Genomic DNA, 23,525 nt, shown 5'->3' on the forward strand with positions numbered 1-23,525 from the left:
GGACGGTCTAGACGTTGACCGGGCGGGACCACGCCGGGGTGGTGCCCGTCGCCCGGCACAGCGCCAGGTAGAGCGGAATCGGCGGGGTGTACGGAACGGTGCCGTCCGGTCGGTGGATGAGGGCCGGCGGCCGGTCCGGAGCCACACCGGGGAGCACCGCGCCGGTCGCGTAGAGCGCCGGGGCGGGCCACGGGAGCGCGTAGTCGGAGTCGGCCGGCACGATCCACCACCAGGTGGTCGCGTCGGCGTAGACACAGCCCACGCGGGGCAGCCGGGGCAGCAGCTGTGGCCCGAGGCGGGCCGGGGCCGACACCGCGTCGCAGCCCAGCGGGAGCGTCATGTCCTCGGGCAGGGACAGCCGGCACGACACGCCGGCCGTGCCGGATCCTCCGGGCGCGTCGGACGTGCGGGTCCGGCGGCCCAGGCGGACGAGGGTGTCGAGACTGTGTACCGGGCCGGAGCCGGAAGAGCCGCTCACAGCCATGAGGCACCCGCTCCCGGTATGCGGCCCGGAGCCGCCGGCCGCGGGGTGCGCGACGGCCGTGCCACGGCACCCGACGGCTGCGGCAGGACCTTGGGCGACTGACGCGGCGTCAGCTGCGCCGGGCGGAGCCTCATGTGCGGTGCCGCCTGTGCTCCTTGGGGTGTGTGTGCTCCTGGAAGCGCTGGTGCTCCCTGGAGTGCCTGTGCTCCTTGGAGTGCCTGTGCTCCTTGGGGCATGTGCGGCACGCCCGGCTGCGCCTGCCGTGCGCCGGGCGGAGGCGTCGTGCGGCGCGCTCCGGTGTGCGGCCGGGCGTCGTCGGGGCGCGGCCGGCATCCCTCGGGCGCCGTCGTGTCCCGGCGTGGGGCGTCCTGGCCGTCCCGGGCCGGCTGAGGGCCGGGCACCGGCTTGGGGCGGGCGCCCCAGCCGAGGTCCCCGCGTGCCTCGTCCGCGGACTCCGTGCGGGACTCACACGCCCCGCCGCGCGGCAGTTCGGCCCACACCACGAGACCGGAGCCGTGCTGCTGCGCGCCCCAGGCGCGGCAGACCGCGTCGACGAGGAGCAGACCCCTGCCGTGCTCCTCCTCCGGACGCGGCGGGAAGGGGCGGGGATCTCCCGGTGCGCGGCCTTCGTCGTGCACCGCGATGCGCACCCGGTCGTCGGTGTCGTGCAGTTCGCACACCACGCGCCGACTCGCGGTGTGCACGACGGCATTGGTGACCAGCTCGGAGACGACCAGCGCCGCGGTGTCGCGGGTCTCCTCGCAGACCGACCAGATGGCGAGCCGGGACCTGATGAGGCGCCGGGCCTGGGCGGGAGAACCCGGATCGGCGGCCAGCTCGAAGCGGAACCGGCGCTCGGCAACGGCCCGCGCGGGGCCCGCTCCCGTGGCGGCACCGGAGGCGGGGGAACCTGCGGTGGCGGCTGTTCCTAAGGGCGGGGACGGAATCACGCTTGCCACTATCGCCCCGTCACGAACACTTGGCAAGGGTCACTCTGAAAAATGCAGAGTGCTTTACGGCGGAGTGAAGGGGCGTGGCACACTGCTCGCAACAGCATGTGCGTGGCACCGGCCGAGGTCACCGGGGATCCGACGGGGCGTCGAGCCGGCCTTCGCACCGGTGCCGCGGGGTTGTGGGTCCTCCGGGCCGGCCGGTCCCCAGGGGCGGTGCGGTCCGGCGCGTTCCCGGGTCCGCAGGCGACGCGATGGAGGTGGAGTGTGAGCGAACCGCGGTCCGCGCCGACCGTCGGACAGGTCGTGCTCGGCCGGCGCCTGCTCGATCTGCGGGAACGCGCCGGACTCAAGCGGGAGGACGCCGCCCGCGTCCTGCGGGTCGCTCCGGCCACGGTCCGGCGCATGGAGACGGCCGAGGTCGCCCTCAAGGTCCCGTACGTGCAGCTGCTGCTGAAGGCCTACGGCGTCCCCGACGACGAGGTCGAGGACTTCGTGCAGCTGGTGGAGGAGGCCAACCGGCCCGGCTGGTGGCAGCGGTTCCACGACATCCTCCCCGGCTGGTTCTCGATGTACGTCAGCCTGGAGGGGGCCGCCTCGCTCATCCGGTCGTACGAGCCCCACTTCGTGCCCGGTCTGCTGCAGACCGAGGAGTACGCGCGCGGGGTGCTCACGTCCGGAGCCGTCGGTCAGACCAGTCCGGAGGACATCGAGCGCCATGTCGCGCTGCGCATGCGGCGGCAGGAACTGCTCACCCGCCCCGACGCGCCCCGGTTCTGGGCCGTGCTCGACGAGACGGTGCTGCGCCGTCCCGTCGGCGGCCCCGAGGTGATGCGTGCGCAGATCGACAGGCTGCTGGAGGCCGCCGAGCTGCCCAACGTCACGCTGCAGATCGCGCCGTTCGCCTCGGGACCCCACCCCGGTACGTACGGGCCGTTCGTGCTGTTCCGATTCGCCGTGCCCGAACTTCCGGACATGGTCTACAGCGAGTACCTGACCGGCGCCGTCTACCTGGACGCGCGCAGCGAGGTGGCCGCCCACCTGGAGGTCATGGACCGCATGGCGGCGCTGGCCGCCACGGCACAACGCACCAAGGAGATCCTCCGGGATCTCCGCAAGGAGTACTGAATGGATCACACCACCTCGTCCCAGCCGCCCGGCCCGCACACCCGCGGTGTGCGGATCTACAACGGCATGCCCGCCCGTGACCTGGGCGACGAGGGCTGGCACAAGCCGTGGAGCGGCGGCAACGGAGGCAACTGCCTGGAGGCGATGAAGCTGGCGGACGGCCGGATCGCGGTGCGCCAGTCCACCGACCCGGACAGCCCCGCGCTCATCTACACCACCGACGAGATGACCGCCTTCATCGAGGGCGCCAAGGCGGGGGTGGCCGACTTCCTGCTCTCCTGACTGTTCTCTGTGTTTCTTTTTATGCTCCCTTGGCTAGTTCTGCATGGAATCTGATGGATCGTCACGCAAGCTGTCACGCTGACCCTTCCTTACGGAGCGTTCTATGACCGGGCAGGACACACCGCTCGACCACGGCCAGGACGTCGCCGGGCCCACCGGCCCGTCGGTCCTCATCGACACCAGCAAGCCCCATCCCGCACGGATGTACGACTGGTATCTGGGCGGCAAGGACAACTACCCGGTCGACGAGGAGCTGGGCCGGCAGATGCTGGCCCTCGACCCCCGCGTGCCGGTGATGGCCAGGGTGAACCGCGCGTTCATGCACCGCGCCACCCGCTGGCTGGCCGGCCAGGGGATACGGCAGTTCCTCGACATCGGCACGGGCATCCCCACGGAGCCGAACCTGCACCAGGTCGCGCAGGAGGTCGCCCCCGACGCCCGTGTCGTCTACTGCGACAACGACCCCATCGTGCTGGCGCACGCGGCGGCCCTGCTGCACGGCACTCCGCAGGGAGCCACCGACTACCTGCAGGCCGACGTCCGCGACCCGGACACCATCCTCGAGGGTGCCCGCAGGACGCTGGACCTGACCCGGCCCGTCGCGCTGTCCCTGATCGCGCTGCTCCACTTCGTCCCCGACGAGGACGGTGCGCACGACCTGGTGCGCCGGCTGCTCGCAGCCCTGCCCTCGGGCAGCTACCTGGTGATGACCCACGCCACCGCCGACTTCACCCCCGAGGAGTCGGCGGTGGCCACGGAGAAGCTCAAGGCGGGCGGCGTCACGCTGACGCTGCGCTCCCGCGAGGAGTTCGCCCGCTTCTTCGACGGTCTGGAGCTGGTGGAGCCCGGTGTCGAGGTGGTGCATCGCTGGCACCCGGAACTGGGCGAGCCGGTGCCGGGACAGGACGACGGGGTCATCCCGGGCTACGGTGCGGTAGCCCGCAAGCCCTGATCCCGCGAGGCCCCGACCGTCCGCGGCCGTGCCGCACCGGGCCCCGGCCCGCGCACCGTCCGTGCGTGGTCCGGGGCCCGGCGCACGCCACGGGACCCGCTCCGGGGTGCGACCCGCTCGGGGTACGCACGGCCGCCCCGCCGCTCACGGGCGGCCGGCCCTCACCCCCCTCACCGGCCGGTCGTAGGGCTCCTCAGACTTTCATCGGCTGGTCGTACGGCCCGATCGGTGCCGGCAGTTCCGAGCCGCCCATGAGGTACCGGTCCACCGCCGCGGCCACCGCCCGTCCCTCCGCGATCGCCCACACGATCAGCGACTGCCCGCGGGCGGCGTCCCCGGCCGCGAACACCCCGGGGACGTTCGTGGCGAAGTGGGCGTCGCGGGCGATGGTGCCGCGCGGTGTCAGCTCGATCCCCAGCTGGTCGATCAGCCCGTCGCTCCGGTCCGGCCCCGAGAACCCCAGCGCGAGCAGCACCAGATCGGCCGGCAGGGTCCGTTCGGTGCCCGGCAGCGGGCGCCGCTGCGCGTCCACCTCGACCAGGTGCAGTCCGCGCACATGCCCGCTGTCGTCCCCGGTGAGGCGCAGTGTGGACGCCGCGAACAGCCGTGCGTCGGCGTCCGCGGCCGGTGCGGTCCGCAGCGTGGCCGCCTCCTCGTGCGCGGCCGACAGCCGGTAGATCTTCGGATAGGTCGGCCACGGCTCGGTCTCCTCGTCGCGCTCCGTGCCGGGCATGGTGTAGATGTCCAGCTGGGTGACCGACGCGGCGCCCTCCCGCACCGCCGTTCCCAGACAGTCGGCGCCCGTGTCCCCGCCGCCCACGATGACCACGTGCCGCCCCGCCGCGGACAGCGGGGAGACCTTCAGATCCCCCGCGCAGACCCGGTTCGCGGGCGGCAGATACTCCATCGCCTGGTGCACCCCGGCCAGGTCCCGTCCCGGCACGTCGAGTTCGCGCCATGCGGTGGCCCCCGTGGCGATCACCACGGCGTCGTAGCGTGCCCGCAGCTCGTCCGCTCCGATGTCCCGCCCCACCACCGTGGCGGCGCGGAACCGGGTGCCCTCGGCCTCCATCTGCTCCAGCCGCCGGTCCAGATGGTGCTTCTCCATCTTGAAGTCGGGGATGCCGTACCGCATCAGGCCGCCGAGCCGGTCGTCGCGCTCGTACACCACCACCGTGTGACCGGCGCGGGTCAGCTGCTGGGCGGCGGCGAGCCCGGTCGGCCCCGAGCCGATCACGGCGACGGTGCGGTCCGACAGCCGCTCGGGCGGGCACAGCTCCACGTAGCCGTCCTCCCATGCGCGGTCGGCGATGGCGCACTCGACGTTCTTGATGGTGACGGCCGGCTGGTTGATGGCCAGGACGCAGCCCGCCTCGCACGGTGCCGGGCACAACCGACCCGTGAACTCGGGAAAGTTGTTCGTCGCGTGCAGCCGGTCGCTCGCCGCCCGCCAGTCCTGGCGGGCCACCAGCCCGTTCCACTCGGGGATCAGATTGCCCAGCGGGCAGGCGTGGTGGCAGAACGGGATCCCGCAGTCCATGCAGCGGTCCGCCTGCTTGCTGATGATCGGCAGCAGCGCCCCCGGGACGTACACCTCGTTCCAGTCCCGTACGCGCTCGTCCACCGGCCGCCGCGGCCATTCCTGCCGCGGCGTGGACATGAACCCCTTGGGATCGGCCATCGCCGTCTCCCTCATCTGCGTGCGTCCCCGGACGACGCTCCTCGGGCCCACGATACGACGCCCCGCCCGGCCCCGCAGGACCTGCGACCGCGGGCGGTCCCGGCCCGCGGGCCGCCCGCGGGCCTGGCGCATCATGGCCGTGTGCGACTCGAAGCGATCACCTGGGAACGGCTCGCGGACCTTCTGGCCGACCGGCTGCTCGACCTGCGACCGGACGACGGCGGATCCCGGCCGCGCGTCGCCGTCGACGGCGCTCCCGCCGCCCGCACGGGCGATCTGGCCGGGTTGATCGGCGAGGCCCTGCGGGTCCGGGGACGCCCTGCGCTGGTCGTCGCCGCCGAGGACTTCCTGCGACCGGCCTCCCTCCGCCTGGAGCACGGCCACCGAGACGTCGATTCCTACTACGACAGCTGGCTGGACACCGGGGCCCTGTGGCGGGAGGTGTTCGGCCCGGTGGAACCCGGCGGCGACGGCCGGGTCCTGCCCGACCTGCGCGATGCGGTCACCGACCGGTCGACCCGCAGCGAGCGGGTCCCGCTGCCGCCCGGGGGAGTGCTGCTGCTGCACGGCCCGCTCCTGCTGCGGCACTGGTTCCCCTTCGACCTCACCGTCCACATCGCCCTCTCCCCGGGCGCGCTGCGCCGCCGCACCCCGGAGGCGGACCGGTGGACGCTGCCGGCCTTCGAACGGTACGAGGCGGAGACCGACCCGGCCGGCACCGCGGACGTGCTGGTGCGCGCCGACGACCCGCGGCACCCGGCGTGGAACGGCACGACCGCTCGTGAGCGATGATCGGGGGATGACCCAGAGCACCGAGGACGGGCACCGGACGCACGGCGACGGATATCTGCTCGACAACCGCCAGGACGAGGCGGGCGAACGGTTCGACGCCTTCGCCCAGCTGTTCGACCCCACGACGTTCCGGCACCTGGAGGCCCTCGGCGTGGGACCCGGCTGGCGCTGCTGGGAGGTCGGCGCCGGCGGCACCTCCGTCGTCTCCTGGCTGGCCGACCGGGTCGGCCCCGCCGGCGAGGTCCTGGCGACCGACATCGACACCTCGCTGGTCGCCGCCGCGGACCGCCCGCCGGTACGGGTACGGGTGCACGACGTGGGCGCCGAGGAACCCCCGGGGGAGGGTTTCGACCTCGTGCACGCCCGGCTGGTCCTGGTGCACGTGCCCGACCGGGACCGGGCGCTGCGGTCCATGATCGCCGCACTGCGGCCCGGGGGACGGCTGCTGCTGGAGGACGCCGACCCGGCACTGCAGCCCCTGCTCTGCCCCGACGAACGCGGCCCGGCGGAGGAACTGGCCAACCGTCTGCGGCGCGGCTTCCGCCGGCTGCTCGCCGACCGCGGGGCCGACCTGGCGTACGGACGCAGACTGCCGGGGCTGCTGCGCGCCGCCGGCCTGCAACGTGTCGAGGCCGACGCCTACTTCCCCGTCGCCTCGCCGGCCTGCGCCGCCCTGGAGTCGGCCACGGTCCGGCAGATCCGCGGCCGGCTCGTCGCGGCGGGCCTGGCGACGGACGAGGAGACCGACCGCCATCTGGCCCATGTGGCCTCCGGCACCATGGACCTGGCCACGGCGCCGATGATCTCCGCCTGGGGATACAAGCCGTAGCACCCTCCGGGCCCCGGCGCCCCGCCCTACGCCCCCTGGGCGGCGCCGTGCGGCGGCCGGGCACCCACCCGGCTCACCGCCAGCGCGCCCGCCCGGCAGCCCTCCTCCGCCGCCTCGCGGGCACCGGCACCCGCCAGCAGCGCGGCCAGGAACGCCCCGGCGAAGGCGTCACCGGCGCCCGTCGTGTCCCTGACCACCGTCGGCACCGCGGGCACCCGCGCCTCCACGGCGCCGTCGCGGGCCACCAGCGCCCCGTCGCCGCCCAGGGTGACCACCACCAGCGGAACGTGCCGGCTCAGCCGGGCCGCCGCGCGGGCCGGATCGGACAGCCCCGTCAGCAGGCAGGCCTCCGCATCGCTGGGCAGCAGCACCTCCATCCCCTCCGTCAGCTCCCGGAACCGCCGCACCCCCAGCGCGGAGAGGAACCCCGCGGACGCCGGGTCCAGGCTGACGGGGATGCCGCGGGCCCGGGCCGAGGCCACGGCCACGGTCACCAGCGCCCGTCCCGGCGCGGAGAAGAGCAGATACCCCGACAGATGCAGGCGGCCCACGCCGTCCAGCAGCTCCTGGCCGAAGTCCTCGGGCCCCAGCCGCACCGAGGCCCCGCTGTCGGTGAGGAACGTGCGCTCACCGGCGGCCGCCGCGTCGACCAGGCAGACCACCGTCCCGGTCGGCACCCCCGCATCCCGCACCAGCCGGGGCCGCACCCCCGAGGCGAGCAGTTCTCGCTCGTGCCAGGACGCCGTGTCCGCGCCCACCCGGGCCAGCAGCCGCACCTCCCCACACCCCCGGTGGGCCGCCCAGCAGGCCGCATTGGCCCCGGCGCCTCCGGGCACCACCCGGATCGCCGCGGTCGAGTCGGTGCCGGGCGCGGGCGGGCCGTGGTGCAGCGCGACGACGTCCGTCACCACGTCCCCGACCACCAGCAACGCCCGGCCCGCCGCACCGTCCGCGCCGGTGGCGTGCGGGCCGGGCGGAGCGGCGGACGGGGCCGCCGGACGCGCCGGGTGTGCCGTCACCTCCGGGTCCATGCCGTCGCGATGCGGGCCGCGAGCCGTACGTTGCCGCGGACGGCCGCCACGTTGGCGCGCAGCGCGGCGCCGTCCGTGTGCCGCACCAGGTGGTCGAGCAGGAACGGGGTGACCGCCTGCCCCGTCACGCCCTGCGCCGCGCACGCGTCGAGCGCCTCGGCCAGCACGCGGGCGTGCAGCCCGGGATCCAGCTGTTCCTCCGGCGGCACGGGGTGGGCGACGATCAGCGCCGACTCCGGCAGGCGCAGCGCGTTCTGCGCCCGCATCACCTCGGCCACCTCCTCGGGGGTGGTCAGCGTCCAGTCCACCGGATGGCCCGAGTCGGTCAGGTAGAAGCCCGGGAAGCGGTCCGTGCCGTAACCGGCCACCGTCACCCCCAGCGTCTCCAGGCGCTGCAGGGTGGCCGGCACGTCGAGGATGGACTTCACACCCGAGCACACCACCGTGATCCGGGTGCGGGCCAGCAGCCCCAGGTCGGCGGACTCGTCCTGGGTCTGCGTCCACTCGCGGTGCACCCCGCCCAGTCCCCCCGTCGCGAAGACCCGGATGCCCGCCAGGGACGCCAGCAGCGCCGTGGCCGACACCGTCGTGGCCCCGCTCGCCTTGGCGGCCACCGCGGGCGGCAGGTCGCGGTGGCCCAGTTTGCGGAAGCCGTCCTCGCCCGCGACCCGCTCCAGCTGCTCCTCGCCGAGGCCGATGTGCGGCCGGCCGTCCAGGACCGCGATGGTCGCCGGTACGGCGCCCTCCTGCCGGACCGCCTCCTCCAGTTCCTCCGCCACCCGCAGATTGTGCGGTCGCGGCAGCCCGTGCGCGATGATCGTGGACTCCAGGGCCACCACGGGGCGGCGCCCGGCCAGCGCCTCCCGTACCTCGTCGGACACCACCAGCACGTGCCTGCCTCCCGTCTTCTCGCGCCTGACGTCTCATCCCTGGCGGACCACGGCAGGGCGCAAACCCCGGCGGACCGGCGCCCCGGTGCTCGCAGGGCGCGCCCGTCCGCACAGGGGTCGCATGCGGATGCGTCCGCTCCGCACGCGAGGTGCACGCAGGGCGCACGCGCCGCGCGCCGGAGACCGCGGGAGGGCCGCGGCCGCGGCGTCGCGGCCTGCGGGAGGCAGGTGAGCGGAGAAGCCGACGAAGCCGGTGCGAGCGGTGGGCGGACGAGCGAAGCCGGGAAGACGGGCAGTCGACCGGTCAGGGACCGGTCTGGAAGCGGTCGGCGTCCGGTCAAGAACCGGTCGAGGCGGGTCAGGCGGTGTCGAGGGCTTCGCTGACCACGTCCGGCTTGTTGGAGATGATGCCGTCCACGCCGTACCCGGCCGCAGTGCGTGCCACGGAGGGGTTGTCGACCGTCCAGGTGAACACCTTCAGCGGCCTGCCGTGCGGGCCGGTCAGCGCGTGGACGGCGGCGACGTACGCCGCGGACAGGCTGCCGGCCTGGGGATTGACCGCGTCCGCGAAGGCCGCGTACCGGGGCAGGTCCGCCGCGGCCGGGCTGCCCAGGAACGCCGTCTCGACCGCGGGCCGCAGGGCGTGCACCGTGCGCACGCTGTCGGCACTGAAGCTCTGCACGATCAGCCGGCCTGCCAGATGGCGGCGGTCGAGCCAGCCCTCGCTGTCCAGCACGTCGAGGATCTGCCGCTCGATGCCCGGGTACAGCTCGGGGTTCTTCACCTCCAGCAGCAGCCGCGTGCCGTCCCGCTCGGCCCGGCGCAGGTACTGCCGCAGCGTCGGCACGCGGGTGCCGGCGAAGGCGGGGGAGAACCAGCTGCCCGCGTCCAGCCGTGCGATCTCGGCGGCGGTGAAGTCCCGCACCCGCCACGGCGCCCGGTCCGGGAAGACCTGTTCGGCGTCGGTCGTGCGCACCAGGGTGTCGTCGTGCAGGACGACCAGTTCGCCGTCCTTGGTGCGCTGCACGTCGTTCTCCACCCAGCCGATGCCGAGCGCGGCCGCCTTGTCGACGGCGGGCAGGGTGTTCTCCGGGGCGTAGGCGCTGGCGCCCCGGTGAGCGACCACGACCGGCCGTTGCACGGCCCCGGCGGCAGGCCCGGGCGGCTGCTGCGGGGCCGCGGCTGCCCGGGCCTGCCCGGCGGGGGACAGCAGCGTCGCTGCCAGCAGAGCGGTGACGGCGGCAGCCACGGCGCGGACGTGCATACGGGCTCCTCGGTCTTCAGGCTCGGTGTGGGACGGGATGTCCGGCGTCACGGAGCGATGACGCATGGCACCACCATGGCAGCGCAGAGTGATGATGTGGAGTACACGTGAGGGTGAGTCGGGTGGTGAGGCGCGCGTCCGCTCACCGGTGCCGCACATCAGCGACACGTCATGGTTCTTTGTCGGAAACTCGTTCGACCTGTTCGGTGGACGTCGTACTCTCTGCGTCAGCCGGGCTCGTGGGGGAACGGCCGGTCAGCGGGGGCGACGGCATCACGTCGCGGAACTCATCAGGGTGGAAGGGCAGCCGCAGGGCAGCCGCAGGGCGGAAGGGCAGCCGCGCATGCACGGCACGGTCGACGATTTCGGCTACGGGCTCGTCACCCCGCTGGTGGGCTATCTCATGGCCTGCCTCGGCGGGGCCCTCGGGCTGCGCTGCACCGCACGCGCTCTGTGCGTGCCCGGCAGCCGGCGTCCCGGCTGGCTCGCCCTCGGCGCGGCGGCCATCGTCTCCGGCACCTGGACGATGCACGTCGTCGGGATGATGGGCTTCACCATCGACGGCGCCCCGATCCGCTACGACCGGCCGACCACGTACGCGAGCCTGCTCCTGGCCGTCGTCATGGTCGGGGTGGGGATCTTCATCGTCGGCTACCGCGGAGCGACCGGCTCCGCCCTGTTCACCGGGGGCACGATCACGGGACTCGGGATCGCCTCGATGCACTACCTGGGCATGGCCGGCATACACTTCGACGGCGCGTTCGAGTACAACACCCTCACCGTCGCCGCCTCCGTCCTCGTCGCCATGGCCGCGGCGACCGCCGCGCTGTGGGTGGCCGGCACGGCCGGACGGCCGCTGCGGAGCATCGGCGCGAGCCTGGTGATGGGTGTCGCGGCCGGCGGTATGCACTATGCGGGCATGGGCGCCGTCAGCGTGCATGTGCACGGTGCGATCGCGGCGTCCGGGAAGTCACCGGCCGCCCTGCTCGCACCCCTGCTGATCGGCCCGCTCGCCCTCCTGCTGCTGGCGGGTGTCGTGGTGCTGCTCGACCCGCTGACGATCAAGGGCAGAGGCGGGTGGACCCCCGTGGACCGCAGACCCGGCGTGCCGGCGCCCCGGCTCCCCGCTCCTTCCGCCGTCCACCCCGACCCGCCCGCCGCCCGCCGCCCGCACACCCCCCAGCAGCACTGAGCAGGTCCCTGGCCGCCCGGAGCAGGTCCGCCCCTTCCGCCGTCCACCCCGACCCGCCCGCCGCCCGCCGCCCGCACACCCCCCAGCAGCACTGAGCAGGTCCCTGGCAGCCCGGAGCAGGTCCGCCCCTCCGTTCTCCCCGCGTCCCGGCCGGCCCCCGTTGTCAGTGGTGGGTCGTACGGTGGATGACATGCGGCCCGTTTCCCACATCGAACGCACGGTGGCGCCCTTCCAGGTCGTCAGCCCCTACCGGCCCAGCGGCGACCAGCCGCAGGCCATCGAGGAACTCGCCCGGCGCATCCAGGCGGGCGAGAAGGACGTGGTGCTGCTCGGCGCCACCGGCACCGGCAAGTCCGCCACCACCGCGTGGATGATCGAGAAGCTGCAGCGCCCCACCCTCGTGATGGCGCCGAACAAGACGCTGGCCGCGCAGCTGGCCAACGAGTTCCGCGAGCTGCTTCCCCACAACGCCGTCGAGTACTTCGTCTCGTACTACGACTACTACCAGCCCGAGGCCTACGTCCCGCAGTCGGACACCTACATCGAGAAGGACTCCTCGATCAACGAGGAGGTCGAACGGCTGCGCCACTCCGCGACCAACTCGCTGCTCACCCGCCGCGACGTCGTCGTGGTCGCCTCCGTCTCCTGCATCTACGGCCTGGGCACCCCGCAGGAGTACGTGGACCGCATGGTCCCGCTCCGCGTCGGCGACGAGATCGACCGTGACGAGCTGCTGCGCCGCTTCGTGGACATCCAGTACACCCGCAACGACATGTCCTTCACCCGGGGCACCTTCCGGGTGCGCGGCGACACCATCGAGATCTTCCCGGTCTACGAGGAGCTCGCCGTCCGCATCGAGATGTTCGGGGACGAGATCGAGGCGCTGTCCACGCTGCACCCGCTCACCGGCGAGATCATCAGCGACGAGCAGCAGCTGTACGTCTTCCCCGCCTCGCACTACATCGCCGGCCCCGAGCGCATGGAGCGGGCCATCCGCGGCATCGAGGAGGAGCTCAAGGAGCGCCTGGCCGAGCTGGAGAAGCAGGGCAAGCTGCTGGAGGCCCAGCGGCTGCGCATGCGCACCACCTACGACATCGAGATGCTCCGCCAGATCGGCACCTGCTCCGGGGTGGAGAACTACTCGATGCACTTCGACGGCCGTGAGCCCGGCACCCCGCCCAACACCCTGCTCGACTACTTCCCCGAGGACTTCCTGCTCGTCATCGACGAGTCGCACGTCACCGTGCCCCAGATCGGCGCGATGTACGAGGGCGACGCCTCCCGCAAGCGCACCCTGGTCGAGCACGGCTTCCGGCTGCCGTCCGCCCTGGACAACCGCCCGCTGAAGTGGGAGGAGTTCCAGGAGCGCATCGGCCAGACGGTCTACCTGTCGGCCACCCCCGGCCCCTACGAGCTGTCGCGCTCCGACGGCCAGGTCGAGCAGATCATCCGGCCCACCGGCCTGGTCGACCCCGAGGTCGTCGTCAAGCCCACCGAGGGACAGATCGACGACCTGGTGCACGAGATCCGCAAGCGCGTGGAGAAGGACGAACGCGTCCTGGTCACCACGCTCACCAAGAAGATGGCCGAGGACCTCACCGACTACTTCGTGGAGCTCGGCATCCAGGTCCGCTATCTGCACAGCGACGTCGACACGCTGCGCCGGGTCGAGCTGCTGCGCGAGCTGCGCTCCGGCGAGTTCGACGTCCTGGTCGGCATCAACCTGCTGCGCGAGGGACTGGACCTGCCGGAGGTGTCCCTGGTGGCGATCCTGGACGCCGACAAGGAGGGCTTCCTGCGCTCGGGCACCTCGCTCATCCAGACCATCGGCCGCGCGGCACGCAACGTCTCCGGCCAGGTCCACATGTACGCCGACAAGATCACCCCGGCGATGGAGAAGGCCATCGAGGAGACCAACCGCCGCCGGGCCAAGCAGATCGCCTACAACAAGGCCCACGGCATCGACCCGCAGCCGCTGCGCAAGAAGATCAACGACATCGTCGCGCAGATCGCCCGCGAGGAGGTCGACACCGAGCAGCTGCTCGGCACCGGCTACCGCAAGAGCAAGGACGGCCGCAGCGGCAAGACCGCCGTGCCCGCGCTCGGCGGCCGGCCGGAGGGCAAGGCGGCCGCCAAGGCGACCAAGGCCGGAAAGCCCGGCAAGGGCAAGGCGAAGGAGACCACGCCCACCGACCGTCCCGCGGCGCAGCTCGCCGAGCAGATCGAGGAGATGACGGAGCGGATGCGTGCCGCCGCGGCCGAGCTGCAGTTCGAGGTGGCGGCCCGGCTGCGCGACGAGGTCGCCGAGATGAAGAAGGAGCTGCGCCAGATGCGGGAGGCGGGGCTGGCCTGACCTCGTGGGACGGTGCCCGGCCCGGTGGACCGGGCACCGCCGTGCGCGCTGTGTTGCAAGACCGCCACAAACAGCGGCCCGCCCGTCGGCACCGCCGCTTGCGGTGCGTAAGGTGCGGGTCGACCGCGTTCTGCGCGGCACCAAGGAAAGCCGTCGGAGAGGGGAAGCAGCCGTGTCCGTCAACCTGACCAAGGGCCAGGCCATCAGCCTGCAGAAGAACGACGGAGGCAGCCTGACCGCGGTGCGCATGGGGCTCGGCTGGAAGGCGGCGCCGCGCCGCGGACTGTTCGGCACCCGCACCCGGGAGATCGACCTGGACGCCTCCGCCATCCTCTTCGCCGGCGACCAGCCCGTCGACGTGGTCTTCTTCCGCCACCTGGTCAGCGACGACGGATCGGTGCGCCACACCGGGGACAACCTGGTCGGCGGTGCCGGGCAGGGCACCGACGACGAGGCGATCCTCGTCGACCTGCGGCGCGTCCCGTCCCACATCGACCAGATCGTCTTCACCGTGAACTCCTTCACCGGCCAGACCTTCCAGCAGGTGCAGAACGCGTTCTGCCGTCTCGTCGACGACACCACCGGGCAGGAACTCGCCCGCTACACCCTGGACGGCGGCGGCGACTACACCGCGCAGATCATGGCGAAGGTGCACCGGGCCGGGAACGGCTGGACGATGACCGCCCTCGGCGTTCCCTCCCAGGGCCGTACGTTCAAGGACCTCATGCCGGCCATCGCCCCGCTGCTGTAGAACGGCGGTCGCGGCACGGCCGCCGGGAGCACCGGCCGGCACGGCTCGCCATGAGCACCGGCGCACGCCCCGTCACCGGCGCGGTCCCGTCGCACCATCGGAGGCACGGACGCCGCCCGCGCCGCCCGGCCGGAATGCGAACCCGCGCCGGATGCGGGACGATCCTTACATGATCACGCGGCGAGCGCTCACCCGTGCGCGGACGACCGCCGTGCCGGTGCTCGCGGTGGTCCTGCTGGCCCTGACCTGGGGCCGCAGCCTGCCCACCGTGGTGGTCGTGGTGCTCTGCGGGGTGCTGGCCGCGGCGGTCCTGGCCGCGGTCCACCACGCCGAGGTGGTGGCCCACCGGGTCGGTGAACCCTTCGGTTCCCTGGTCCTCGCGGTCGCCGTCACCGTGATCGAGGTGGCCCTCATCGTCACGCTGATGCTGGACGGCGGCGCCAAGAGCGCGACCCTGGCCCGCGACACCGTGTTCGCCGCCGTGATGATCACCTGCAACGGCGTGCTCGGCATGTCCTTGCTGGTGGCGTCGCTGCGGCACCGCACCGCCGTCTTCAACGCCGAGGGCACCGGCGCGGCGCTCGCCACGGTGGCGACCCTGGCCACCTTGAGCCTGGTCCTGCCGGCGTTCACCACCAGCGAGCCGGGCGCGCAGTTCTCCGGTGTCCAGCTCACCTTCGCCGCGCTGTCCTCGCTGATCCTCTACGGCCTCTTCGTCACCACCCAGACCGTGCGGCACCGCGACTACTTCCTGCCGGTCACCCGGCAGGGAGAGGTGATCACCTTCGAGGCCCATGCGCAACGGCCGTCCGCCCGCACCGCCTGGATCAGCCTGGCGCTGCTGCTGCTGGCCCTGGTCGGCGTGATCGGCATCGCCAAGGGCGTCTCACCGGCCATCGAGACCGGGGTGCAGGCCGCCGGCCTGCACCACGCGGTCGTCGGCGTGATCATCGCCATGCTGGTGCTGCTGCCCGAGACCATCGCCGCCCTGCGCGCGGCCCGGCGCGACCGGGTGCAGACCAGCCTCAACCTGGCCCTCGGCTCGGCGATGGCCAGCATCGGCCTGACCATTCCCGCCGTCGCCCTGGCCTCCGTGTGGCTGTCCGGGCCGCTGGTGCTCGGCCTGGGCCCCGCCCACATGCTGCTGCTCCTGCTCACGGTGGTCGTCGCCTCGCTGACCGTGGCACCGGGAAGGGCCACTCCGCTCCAGGGCGGCGTCCACCTGGTGATCTTCGCGGCGTACCTGGAACTGGCGATCAACCCCTGAGCGCGCCGGCGGGCGTTCCGGGGCGGCTCCCCGCCGTGCCAGGGCCGGCGGGGAGCCGTGATAGACGAGTACCAGCCGCCGACCGGCGGACGGCCGTCCACGCCACGCACCCGGAGGAACCCGTGCCCCGCACCCCCGCCAACGCGCCGATCATGATCCTCAATGGCCCCAACCTGAACCTGCTCGGGCAGCGGCAGCCGGAGATCTACGGGTCCGAGACCCTCGCGGACATCGAGACCCTCTGCGCCAAGGCGGCCGCCGCGCACGGCCGTACCGTGGACCTCCGGCAGTCCAACCACGAGGGCGAGCTGATCGACTGGATCCACGAGGCCCGGCTGCACCACTGCGGGATCGTCATCAACCCGGGCGCCTACTCGCACACCTCCGTCGCCATCCTGGACGCCCTCAACGCCTGCGACGGCCTGCCCGTGGTGGAGGTGCACCTCTCCAACATCCACCGGCGCGAGTCCTTCCGGCACCACTCCTACGTGTCCCTGCGCGCCGACGGCGTCATCGCCGGATGCGGGACCCAGGGCTACGTCTTCGCGGTGGAACGGGTGGCGGCACTGGCCGGAGCGGTCAGCACGGAGGCCTAGGCACGTCGTCCGGGGGCGCGCGTCACCGGCCGTCGTGCGGCGCTCCGGCCGCGTGGACGGCGCCCCCGCCCGTGACTCACCACCCGCGCGCGTGCCACTCCGGCAGGTGCGGGCGCTCCGCGCCCAGCGTGGTGTCGTTGCCGTGTCCCGGGTAGACCCAGGTCTCGTCCGGCAGCACGTCGAAGATCTTCGTCTCGACGTCGTGGATCAGCCGCGCGAAGGCCTGCGGATCGTCGAAGGTGTTCCCCACCCCGCCCGGGAACAGGCAGTCCCCGGTGAACACGTGCGGGTGCCCGTGCGGGTCGTCGTAGATCAGGGCGATCGACCCCGGCGTGTGGCCGACCAGATGGCGCGCGGTCAGCTCCACCTGCCCCACCCGGATGGTGTCGCCGTCGTCGACCGGGACGTCCGTGGGCACGGGGATCCCCTCGGCGTCCTCGCGGCCCGCGTAGGTGCGTGCGCCCGTCGCCTCGACCACCTCGGCCAGCGCCTGCCAGTGGTCGGCGTGCCGGTGGGTGGTGACCACCGAGGCGATGCCGTCGTCGCCGATCATCCCGAGCAGGGTGTGAGCGTCGTTGGCTGCGTCGATCAGCAGCTGCTCGTCCGTGGCCCGGCAGCGCAGCAGATAGGCGTTGTTGTCCATCGGACCCACCGCGATCTTGGTGATCATCAGGTCCTTGAGTTCGTGCACGTCCGCCGGGCCGCCGACCCTCACCTCTCCGGTGTACGTCATGGCCGTCAGCCTATCGCCGGTCCCGGCCCGGCGGACGTCCCGCGGGCCGGGCGCGGGCTACAGCGGGGGGAGCGCCGGGAGCGGGCCGCCGGTCACCGTGAGTGCCGCTCCGTCGCGGCGCCCGGCGAGCCAGCCGAGCAGGTCCGGCCGGCTTCCCGTGACGGTCAGGTCCGGCTCGGCCGCCTCCCGTCCCGTGTCCCACGTGCGGGTGCCGTCCGTCAGCCGGACCGGGGGGACGTCCGGGTGACCCGTGAAGCGCTCGGCGAGGAAGCCGATCTCCCGCTCGGTGAACTCGGCCGGCAGGTCCTCCAGCTCGTATCCGATGCCGAGGTCCACATGGTGCAGCTCCACCTCCACCCAGCGCCGGAACGGCACCCGGGCGGCGGAGTCGGTGACCCCGTTGCGCAGCTGCACGGTGCGCGACCAGTCCTCGATCCCGGCCGCCGCCTTCTGGAAGCGGGCCGCGCTCTCGCGCAGGTCGGCGAGGTGCGCCGCAAGGCCGCGGGGGGCGTCGCGCTCGATGTCGGCCGCGCGGGCCTCGGCGGACGCATACATCGGACGGCCCTGCAACACGTTCACCAGAGCGTCGGCGTTGCGGGCCAGGTGGGCCAGGACATGACCCCGGCTCCAGCCCGGCAGCCGTGACTGGTTGGTCACAGCCGCGTTGTCCAGGGCGGCGACCGCGTCGAGCAGCCGGTCGGTGGCGTGCTGTACAGACGCCAGGTCACGAGCGTGATCCATCATGCGCCCGACCCTAGCCCCGCCACTCCTTCGGGTGAAGGGAACCGGCTGCGGCCGTAAATCGAATACACGTGCTATAAGGTCGGGGGCGACGTCGGGCATGCTGGAGAGCCGGGAGTTGTTGTGTATCCGGGTGCCTCCGGGCAACCCACCCGGCGTTGTCAGTGGCTCCCCCTAGTCTGAAGAAGCACGGGGGCCCCGCCCCTGTCACTTCTCTCAAGAAAGGTGCGGACCGGCGTGGCCGACCGTCTCATCGTCCGTGGCGCGCGCGAGCACAACCTGAAGAACGTCTCGCTCGACCTGCCCCGGGACTCGCTCATCGTCTTCACGGGCCTGTCCGGATCGGGCAAGTCCTCCCTGGCGTTCGACACGATCTTCGCCGAGGGCCAGCGGCGCTACGTGGAGTCGCTCTCCTCGTACGCCCGGCAGTTCCTCGGCCAGATGGACAAGCCGGACGTCGACTTCATCGAGGGCCTGTCCCCGGCGGTCTCCATCGACCAGAAGTCGACCTCGCGCAACCCCCGCTCGACCGTCGGCACGATCACCGAGGTCTACGACTACCTGCGCCTGCTCTTCGCGCGCATCGGCAAGCCGCACTGCCCCGAGTGCGGCCGCCCGATCTCCCGCCAGTCGCCGCAGGCCATCGTCGACAAGGTCCTTCAGCTGCCGGAGGGCAGCCGCTTCCAGGTGCTCTCGCCGCTGGTGCGCGAGCGCAAGGGCGAGTTCGTCGACCTCTTCGCCGACCTGCAGGCCAAGGGCTACTCCCGGGCCCGCGTGGACGGCGGGACGATCCACCTCTCCGACCCGCCCAAGCTGAAGAAGCAGGAGAAGCACACCATCGAGGTGGTCGTGGACCGCCTCACCGTGAAGGAGTCCGCCAAGCGCCGCCTGACCGACTCCGTGGAGACCGCCCTCGGCCTGTCCGGCGGCATGGTCGTGCTCGACTTCGTCGACCTCCCCGAGGACGACCCCGAGCGCGAGCGGATGTACTCCGAGCACCTGTACTGCCCGTACGACGACCTGTCCTTCGAGGAGCTGGAGCCCCGCTCCTTCTCCTTCAACTCGCCCTTCGGCGCCTGCCCCGAGTGCACCGGCATCGGCACCCGGATGGAGGTGGACCCGGAGCTGATCGTCCCGGACGTGGAGAAGACCCTCGACGAGGGCGCCATCCACCCCTGGTCGCACGGTCACACCAAGGACTACTTCGACCGGCAGATCCACGCGCTGGCCGACGCGCTCGGCTTCCGCACCGACATCCCGTTCGCCGGGCTGCCCCAGCGCGCCAAGAAGGCCCTGCTGCACGGTCACAAGACGCAGATCGAGATCCGCTACCGCAACCGCTACGGGCGCGAGCGGGTCTACATGGCGGCCTTCGAAGGCGCCGTGAACTTCGTCAAGCGCCGGCACAGCGAGGCCGAGAGCGACGCCAGCCGGGAGCGCTTCGAGGGCTACATGCGCGAGGTGCCCTGCCCCGCCTGCGAGGGCACCCGCCTCAAGCCGGTCGTCCTCTCGGTGACGATCATGGGCAAGTCCATCGCGGAGATCTCCGCGATGTCGATCAGCGACTGCGCCGAGTTCCTGCGCGGGCTCCAGCTCGACGGCCGCGAGAAGAAGATCGCCGAGCGGGTCCTGAAGGAGGTCAACGAGCGCCTGCGGTTCCTGGTCGACGTCGGCCTGGACTACCTCTCGCTCAACCGCGCCGCCGGCACCCTCTCCGGCGGCGAGGCCCAGCGCATCCGCCTCGCCACCCAGATCGGCTCCGGCCTGGTCGGCGTGCTGTACGTGTTGGACGAGCCGTCCATCGGCCTGCACCAGCGGGACAACCACCGGCTGATCGAGACCCTGGTCCGGCTGCGCGACATGGGCAACACGCTCATCGTCGTCGAGCACGACGAGGACACCATCAAGACCGCCGACTGGATCGTCGACATCGGCCCCGGCGCGGGCGAGCACGGCGGCAAGGTCGTGCACAGCGGCTCCCTGAAGGAGCTGCTCGCCAACACCGAGTCGCAGACCGGCCAGTACCTCTCCGGCCGCAAGTCCATCCCGGTGCCCGAGGTACGCCGCCCGCGCGACCCCGCCCGGCAGCTGATCGTGCACGGCGCCCGCGAGAACAACCTCAAGGACATCGACGTCTCCTTCCCGCTGGGTGTGTTCACCGCGGTCACCGGTGTCTCCGGCTCCGGCAAGTCGACGCTGGTCAACGACATCCTGTACACCCACCTCGCGCGCGAGCTGAACGGCGCCCGCACCATCCCCGGACGGCACACCCGCGTCGAGGGCGACGACCTCGTCGACAAGGTGGTGCACGTCGACCAGTCGCCCATCGGCCGCACCCCGCGGTCCAACCCGGCGACGTACACCGGCGTCTTCGACCACATCCGCAAGCTGTTCGCCGAGACCACCGAGGCCAAGGTCCGCGGCTACCTGCCCGGACGCTTCTCCTTCAACGTCAAGGGCGGCCGCTGCGAGAACTGCGCCGGTGACGGCACCATCAAGATCGAGATGAACTTCCTCCCGGACGTCTACGTGCCGTGCGAGGTCTGCCACGGCGCCCGGTACAACCGGGAGACCCTGGAGGTGCACTACAAGGGCAAGTCCATCGCCGATGTGCTGAACATGCCGATCGACGAGGCCACGGAGTTCTTCGAGGCGGTGCCGGCCATCTCCCGGCACCTGAAGACCCTCAAGGACGTCGGCCTCGGCTACGTCCGGCTCGGCCAGTCGGCGACCACCCTGTCCGGCGGCGAGGCCCAGCGCGTCAAGCTCGCCAGCGAGCTGCAGCGCCGCTCCACCGGCCGCACCGTCTACGTGCTCGACGAGCCGACCACCGGACTGCACTTCGAGGACATCAGCAAGCTGCTCAAGGTGCTGAACGGCCTGGTCGACAAGGGCAACACGGTCATCGTCATCGAGCACAACCTCGACGTGATCAAGACCGCGGACTGGATCATCGACATGGGCCCGGAGGGCGGCGCCGGCGGCGGTCTGGTCGTCGCCGAGGGCACCCCCGAGCAGGTCGCCGGCGTCCCGGCCAGCCACACCGGCAAGTTCCTGCGGGAGATCCTCGGCGCGGACCGGATCAGCGACGCCGAGCCGGTCGGGGCGCCGCGCAAGGCCACCACCCGCAAGGCGGTGGCGGCGACCGCCGCCCGCCGGACCACATCCGCCCGCACCCGGGCGAACAACACGGCGAGCAAGAAGAGCGAGCCCGCGAAGAAGATCCCGCGCGCCCGCAAGGCCTGACCCGCCGCGCCGGAACGGCCCTCGGCCCCCGTGGAGACCACGGACGGGAGCCGAGGGCCGGCGCGTACGGTGCCACGGCGCGGGCGAGGGCCGGACCCGCGCCGGGGCGCCGCCCCCCATCCGGCCCCCATCCGGCTCCGTGACGAGAAGCGGCTCGGCGCCTTACGGCTCGCCGACCTCCGCCGCGTACGGCGGCTGGGCGCCCGCACGGGAACAGGTGACCGCCGCCGCACGGGCCGCGAACCGCAGCAGCCGCTGCCAGCCGTCCGCGTCCAGCGCCGCCAGTGCCCCGGGGGACAGCGCGTCCTGCGCCGCCAGACCGTGCAGCAGAGCCGCGTTCACGGTGTCCCCGGCGCCGATCGTGTCCACGACGTCGACCTTCTCGCCCGGCACGGAGTGCTCCGCGCCGCTGCGGGTGTACGCCGTCAGCCCGTCGCCCCCATGGGTGATCACGACGGCCGACGGCCCCGCGGCCAGCCACTCGGCGGGCGTGCCGCCCAGCCACCGGGCGTCCTCCTCGGACAGCTTCAGCAGCGTCACCGACGGCAGCCAGCCGCGGAAACGGGCCCGGTAGGCGTCCGCGTCCGGGATCAGCCCGGGCCGGATGTTCGGGTCCAGCGCGGTGAACAGCCCCTGCGCGGCCGCCCGGCGCATCAGCTCCTCATAGGCGCTCGCACCCGGCTCCAGCACCAGCGAACAGGTGCCGAAGGACACCGCGCGGGTCCCCGCGGGCAGCTCGGCGGGCGCGGTGAACAGCCGGTCGGCGGTGCCCTCGACGTAGAAGGAGTACGCCGCCGAGCCGTCGTCCCCGACCGACGCCACGGCCAGCGTGGTCGGCTCCGGGCCGCGCTGCACGGCGGAGACGTCGACACCCGCCTGCCTCAGCCCGTCCAGCAGGGCCTGCCCGAAGGCGTCCTCGGACGTGCGGGAGCAGAAGGCCGTGGGGGAGCCCAGGCGGCCGAGCGCGACGGCCGTGTTGTACGGGCCGCCGCCGAGCGCCGGCCTCAGGTCCGCGAGCGGGCCCGGGCCGCGCGGTACCAGGTCGATCAGGGCCTCTCCGGCGACGACGATCACGAGTCGGTTCCTTTCTCGGGCGGCGTGGGACAGCCGCAGGACGTGCGGTGGACGAAGGAGCAGGGCAGGCGCACGGTCCGGGCCGGCCGGTCCGGCGCGTCGAGACGGTCCAGCAGCAGCCGCACCGCCCCGGCGCCCAGCTCCCGGCCCGGCTGGGCGATCGCGGTCAGTCGCGGGGTGAACAGCTCGGCCCAGTCGAAGTCGTCGAAGCAGCACAGCGCCATGTCCGCCGGGACGGACAGACCGCGCTCGCGCAGGGCGCGCAGCGCGCCGATGGTCATCGCGTTGTTCGCGGTGATCAGTGCCGTCGGCGGCGCGGCGCGCGAGAGCAGCTCCTCGGTGGCGCGCTCGGCACCGGCGGCGGAGGAGTCGCCGTGGACCACGAGCCGCTCGTCCCAGGGCAGTCCGGCGGCGGCCAGGCCCTGCCGGTAACCGTCCAGGCGCTCGGCGGTCGTGCTCCAGCCGGGCAGCCCGGCCACCAGCCCGATCCTGCGGTGCCCGAGACCGGCGAGATGGCCGACCAGCCGGGCCGTGGGCTCCGTGCCGTCGGCGCAGATCTGGTCGAAGGCCGGCAACCCGTCCTGCCCGCCGGCGCCCGCGGGCAGGAGCCGGTCCAGGAACACGGCCGGCAGCCGGTGCCGCGTCAGATACGCCACCAGGGCGTCCGGCTGCGCGGAGGGAGCGATGATCACCCCGTCCACGCGCCGCTCGTGCAGCAGTTGGACCACCGTCCGCTCGTGCTCCGGATCGTCGTGCGGATCGGCCAGCAGCAGGCTGTAGCCGTGCTTCAGGGCACAGGACTCGACCCCGTGCAGGATCTCGGTGAAGTACGGGTTGCTGATCGCCGACACCGCCAGCCCGATGGACCGGGTGCGCGAGGTCACCAGGGAGCGGGCGAGGCCGTTGGGCGTGTAACCGAGCTGTTCGACGGCGTCCAGGACCGCCTGACGGGTGTGCGGCAGCACGGGCCGGGTGCCGTTGAGCACGTGCGAGACGGTCGCCACGGAGACGCCCGCGCTCCGTGCGACGTCGGCCATCGTGGGCATCGCGTCCGTCCTCCCCGTGGGCTGCCTGTCTGCGGCGGGGACCGTATCCCATCGCATCGCCGCGCGTAAACGTTCGCGTAAACGCTTACGTCCCCAGCGTACGGCTGCCGCGATCCGCCCCGGCGAGCGGCTCACCGCATCCCGCTGCGGCGGCCGGCACCGCCGGCGGTGCGACCCCGGACCCGCAGCCACGGCGGCCGGACTCGTGGCCACGGCCGTCTCGGACCCGCAGCCACGGCGACC

Annotated in this window: 21 protein-coding genes; 11 read left to right on the plus strand and 10 right to left on the minus strand. The window is 72.9% G+C overall.

Annotated elements, in window-relative coordinates; genetic code table 11:
- Window positions 1-7: 7 nt before the first annotated feature.
- Together OG899_RS20435 and OG899_RS20440 are read right to left on the minus strand one after the other, a co-directional pair.
- The gene (locus OG899_RS20435; protein ID WP_185867911.1) at window positions 8-484 is read right to left on the minus strand and encodes a hypothetical protein; all 477 of its coding nucleotides are present in this window, start codon (window positions 482-484) and stop codon (window positions 8-10) included.
- Complete coding sequence (locus tag OG899_RS20440; RefSeq protein WP_373296013.1) at window positions 475-1,434, minus strand: ATP-binding protein; 960 nt, start codon at window positions 1,432-1,434, stop codon at window positions 475-477. The genes OG899_RS20435 and OG899_RS20440 overlap by 10 nt, the downstream gene beginning before the upstream one ends.
- A 267-nt stretch (window positions 1,435-1,701) precedes the next feature.
- On the opposite strand from OG899_RS20440, the gene OG899_RS20445 reads away from it, so the two are divergent.
- From OG899_RS20445 to OG899_RS20455, 3 genes are all read left to right on the plus strand, one after another.
- Complete coding sequence (locus tag OG899_RS20445; protein WP_125499246.1) at window positions 1,702-2,562, plus strand: helix-turn-helix transcriptional regulator; 861 nt, start codon at window positions 1,702-1,704, stop codon at window positions 2,560-2,562.
- Window positions 2,563-2,844, plus strand: a complete 282-nt coding sequence (locus OG899_RS20450; protein ID WP_125499245.1) for a DUF397 domain-containing protein — start codon at window positions 2,563-2,565, stop codon at window positions 2,842-2,844.
- 103 nt (window positions 2,845-2,947) lie between these two features.
- Window positions 2,948-3,796 carry an SAM-dependent methyltransferase gene (locus tag OG899_RS20455; RefSeq protein WP_125499244.1) on the plus strand — a complete coding sequence of 283 codons (849 nt, stop codon included), beginning with the start codon at window positions 2,948-2,950 and terminating at the stop codon, window positions 3,794-3,796.
- Between the two features lie 193 nt (window positions 3,797-3,989).
- Here OG899_RS20455 and OG899_RS20460 read toward each other — a convergent pair whose 3' ends face one another.
- A complete protein-coding gene (locus OG899_RS20460; protein ID WP_125499243.1) occupies window positions 3,990-5,477 on the minus strand; it encodes a glutamate synthase subunit beta in 1,488 nt (495 codons plus the stop codon).
- A 141-nt stretch (window positions 5,478-5,618) separates the two neighbouring features.
- On the opposite strand from OG899_RS20460, the gene OG899_RS20465 reads away from it, so the two are divergent.
- Both OG899_RS20465 and OG899_RS20470 read left to right on the plus strand, forming a co-directional pair.
- Window positions 5,619-6,269: a uridine kinase gene (locus OG899_RS20465; protein ID WP_125499242.1), complete on the plus strand. Its 651-nt coding sequence runs from the start codon at window positions 5,619-5,621 to the stop codon at window positions 6,267-6,269.
- A gap of 7 nt (window positions 6,270-6,276) precedes the next feature.
- The gene (locus tag OG899_RS20470; protein WP_189427561.1) at window positions 6,277-7,098 is read left to right on the plus strand and encodes a methyltransferase; all 822 of its coding nucleotides are present in this window, start codon (window positions 6,277-6,279) and stop codon (window positions 7,096-7,098) included.
- Between the two features lie 26 nt (window positions 7,099-7,124).
- Here OG899_RS20470 and OG899_RS20475 read toward each other — a convergent pair whose 3' ends face one another.
- The 3 genes from OG899_RS20475 to OG899_RS20485 form a co-directional block, all read right to left on the minus strand.
- A complete protein-coding gene (locus tag OG899_RS20475) occupies window positions 7,125-8,129 on the minus strand; it encodes a carbohydrate kinase family protein (RefSeq protein ID WP_125499240.1) in 1,005 nt (334 codons plus the stop codon).
- Complete coding sequence (locus tag OG899_RS20480) at window positions 8,114-9,019, minus strand: pseudouridine-5'-phosphate glycosidase (RefSeq protein ID WP_125499239.1); 906 nt, start codon at window positions 9,017-9,019, stop codon at window positions 8,114-8,116. Before OG899_RS20480 ends, OG899_RS20475 begins: the two co-directional genes overlap by 16 nt.
- 358 nt (window positions 9,020-9,377) lie before the next feature.
- Entirely contained in the window at window positions 9,378-10,283 is a 906-nt protein-coding gene (locus tag OG899_RS20485; protein WP_189427562.1) for a glycerophosphodiester phosphodiesterase family protein, read from the minus strand.
- Between the two features lie 343 nt (window positions 10,284-10,626).
- On the opposite strand from OG899_RS20485, the gene OG899_RS20490 reads away from it, so the two are divergent.
- The 5 genes from OG899_RS20490 (at window position 10,627) to aroQ (ending at window position 16,442) form a co-directional block, all read left to right on the plus strand.
- Window positions 10,627-11,475: an MHYT domain-containing protein gene (locus OG899_RS20490; RefSeq protein WP_168131337.1), complete on the plus strand. Its 849-nt coding sequence runs from the start codon at window positions 10,627-10,629 to the stop codon at window positions 11,473-11,475.
- 190 nt (window positions 11,476-11,665) lie between these two features.
- Window positions 11,666-13,828: an excinuclease ABC subunit UvrB gene (uvrB, locus tag OG899_RS20495; protein WP_125497426.1), complete on the plus strand. Its 2,163-nt coding sequence runs from the start codon at window positions 11,666-11,668 to the stop codon at window positions 13,826-13,828.
- A 172-nt stretch (window positions 13,829-14,000) separates the two neighbouring features.
- Window positions 14,001-14,579: a TerD family protein gene (locus OG899_RS20500; protein WP_125497427.1), complete on the plus strand. Its 579-nt coding sequence runs from the start codon at window positions 14,001-14,003 to the stop codon at window positions 14,577-14,579.
- Window positions 14,580-14,748: 169 nt separating this feature from the next.
- Window positions 14,749-15,846 carry a calcium:proton antiporter gene (locus tag OG899_RS20505; protein WP_125497428.1) on the plus strand — a complete coding sequence of 366 codons (1,098 nt, stop codon included), beginning with the start codon at window positions 14,749-14,751 and terminating at the stop codon, window positions 15,844-15,846.
- A gap of 122 nt (window positions 15,847-15,968) precedes the next feature.
- Complete coding sequence (gene aroQ, locus OG899_RS20510; RefSeq protein ID WP_125497429.1) at window positions 15,969-16,442, plus strand: type II 3-dehydroquinate dehydratase; 474 nt, start codon at window positions 15,969-15,971, stop codon at window positions 16,440-16,442.
- Window positions 16,443-16,518: 76 nt separating this feature from the next.
- On the opposite strand, the gene OG899_RS20515 is transcribed toward aroQ, so the two are convergent.
- Both OG899_RS20515 and OG899_RS20520 read right to left on the minus strand, forming a co-directional pair.
- Complete coding sequence (locus OG899_RS20515) at window positions 16,519-17,175, minus strand: MBL fold metallo-hydrolase (protein ID WP_189427563.1); 657 nt, start codon at window positions 17,173-17,175, stop codon at window positions 16,519-16,521.
- Window positions 17,176-17,232: 57 nt separating this feature from the next.
- Window positions 17,233-17,919 carry a maleylpyruvate isomerase family mycothiol-dependent enzyme gene (locus OG899_RS20520; RefSeq protein WP_125497431.1) on the minus strand — a complete coding sequence of 229 codons (687 nt, stop codon included), beginning with the start codon at window positions 17,917-17,919 and terminating at the stop codon, window positions 17,233-17,235.
- A gap of 234 nt (window positions 17,920-18,153) precedes the next feature.
- On the opposite strand from OG899_RS20520, the gene uvrA reads away from it, so the two are divergent.
- Window positions 18,154-21,162 (plus strand): excinuclease ABC subunit UvrA, encoded by a 3,009-nt coding sequence (gene uvrA / locus OG899_RS20525; RefSeq protein WP_125497432.1) that lies wholly within the window; start codon window positions 18,154-18,156, stop codon window positions 21,160-21,162.
- A 162-nt stretch (window positions 21,163-21,324) separates the two neighbouring features.
- Here uvrA and OG899_RS20530 read toward each other — a convergent pair whose 3' ends face one another.
- Both OG899_RS20530 and OG899_RS20535 read right to left on the minus strand, forming a co-directional pair.
- Window positions 21,325-22,236, minus strand: a complete 912-nt coding sequence (locus tag OG899_RS20530) for a carbohydrate kinase (protein WP_125497433.1) — start codon at window positions 22,234-22,236, stop codon at window positions 21,325-21,327.
- Window positions 22,233-23,282, minus strand: a complete 1,050-nt coding sequence (locus OG899_RS20535; protein WP_406311111.1) for a LacI family DNA-binding transcriptional regulator — start codon at window positions 23,280-23,282, stop codon at window positions 22,233-22,235. The genes OG899_RS20530 and OG899_RS20535 overlap by 4 nt, the downstream gene beginning before the upstream one ends.
- Window positions 23,283-23,525: the final 243 nt, after the last annotated feature.

The sequence above is a fragment of the Streptomyces thermoviolaceus genome, assembly GCF_045209695.1.
In the GTDB taxonomy this organism is placed as follows: Bacteria; Actinomycetota; Actinomycetes; order Streptomycetales; family Streptomycetaceae; genus Streptomyces; species Streptomyces thermoviolaceus.

Excerpts from the sequence above, each read along its gene's own strand:
- OG899_RS20450 (WP_125499245.1), top strand. The coding sequence starts at position 2,563 with ATGGATCACACCACCTCGTCCCAGCCGCCCGGCCCGCACACCCGCGGT.
- OG899_RS20460 (WP_125499243.1), bottom strand. The coding sequence starts at position 5,477 with ATGGCCGATCCCAAGGGGTTCATGTCCACGCCGCGGCAGGAATGGCCG.
- OG899_RS20505 (WP_125497428.1), top strand. The coding sequence starts at position 14,749 with ATGATCACGCGGCGAGCGCTCACCCGTGCGCGGACGACCGCCGTGCCG.
- OG899_RS20455 (WP_125499244.1), top strand. The coding sequence starts at position 2,948 with ATGACCGGGCAGGACACACCGCTCGACCACGGCCAGGACGTCGCCGGG.
- OG899_RS20535 (WP_406311111.1), bottom strand. The coding sequence starts at position 23,282 with ATGCCCACGATGGCCGACGTCGCACGGAGCGCGGGCGTCTCCGTGGCG.
- OG899_RS20470 (WP_189427561.1), top strand. The coding sequence starts at position 6,277 with ATGACCCAGAGCACCGAGGACGGGCACCGGACGCACGGCGACGGATAT.
- uvrB (WP_125497426.1), top strand. The coding sequence starts at position 11,666 with ATGCGGCCCGTTTCCCACATCGAACGCACGGTGGCGCCCTTCCAGGTC.
- OG899_RS20475 (WP_125499240.1), bottom strand. The coding sequence starts at position 8,129 with ATGGACCCGGAGGTGACGGCACACCCGGCGCGTCCGGCGGCCCCGTCC.
- OG899_RS20485 (WP_189427562.1), bottom strand. The coding sequence starts at position 10,283 with ATGCACGTCCGCGCCGTGGCTGCCGCCGTCACCGCTCTGCTGGCAGCG.
- OG899_RS20520 (WP_125497431.1), bottom strand. The coding sequence starts at position 17,919 with ATGATGGATCACGCTCGTGACCTGGCGTCTGTACAGCACGCCACCGAC.
- OG899_RS20435 (WP_185867911.1), bottom strand. The coding sequence starts at position 484 with ATGGCTGTGAGCGGCTCTTCCGGCTCCGGCCCGGTACACAGTCTCGAC.
- OG899_RS20515 (WP_189427563.1), bottom strand. The coding sequence starts at position 17,175 with ATGACGTACACCGGAGAGGTGAGGGTCGGCGGCCCGGCGGACGTGCAC.
- OG899_RS20490 (WP_168131337.1), top strand. The coding sequence starts at position 10,627 with ATGCACGGCACGGTCGACGATTTCGGCTACGGGCTCGTCACCCCGCTG.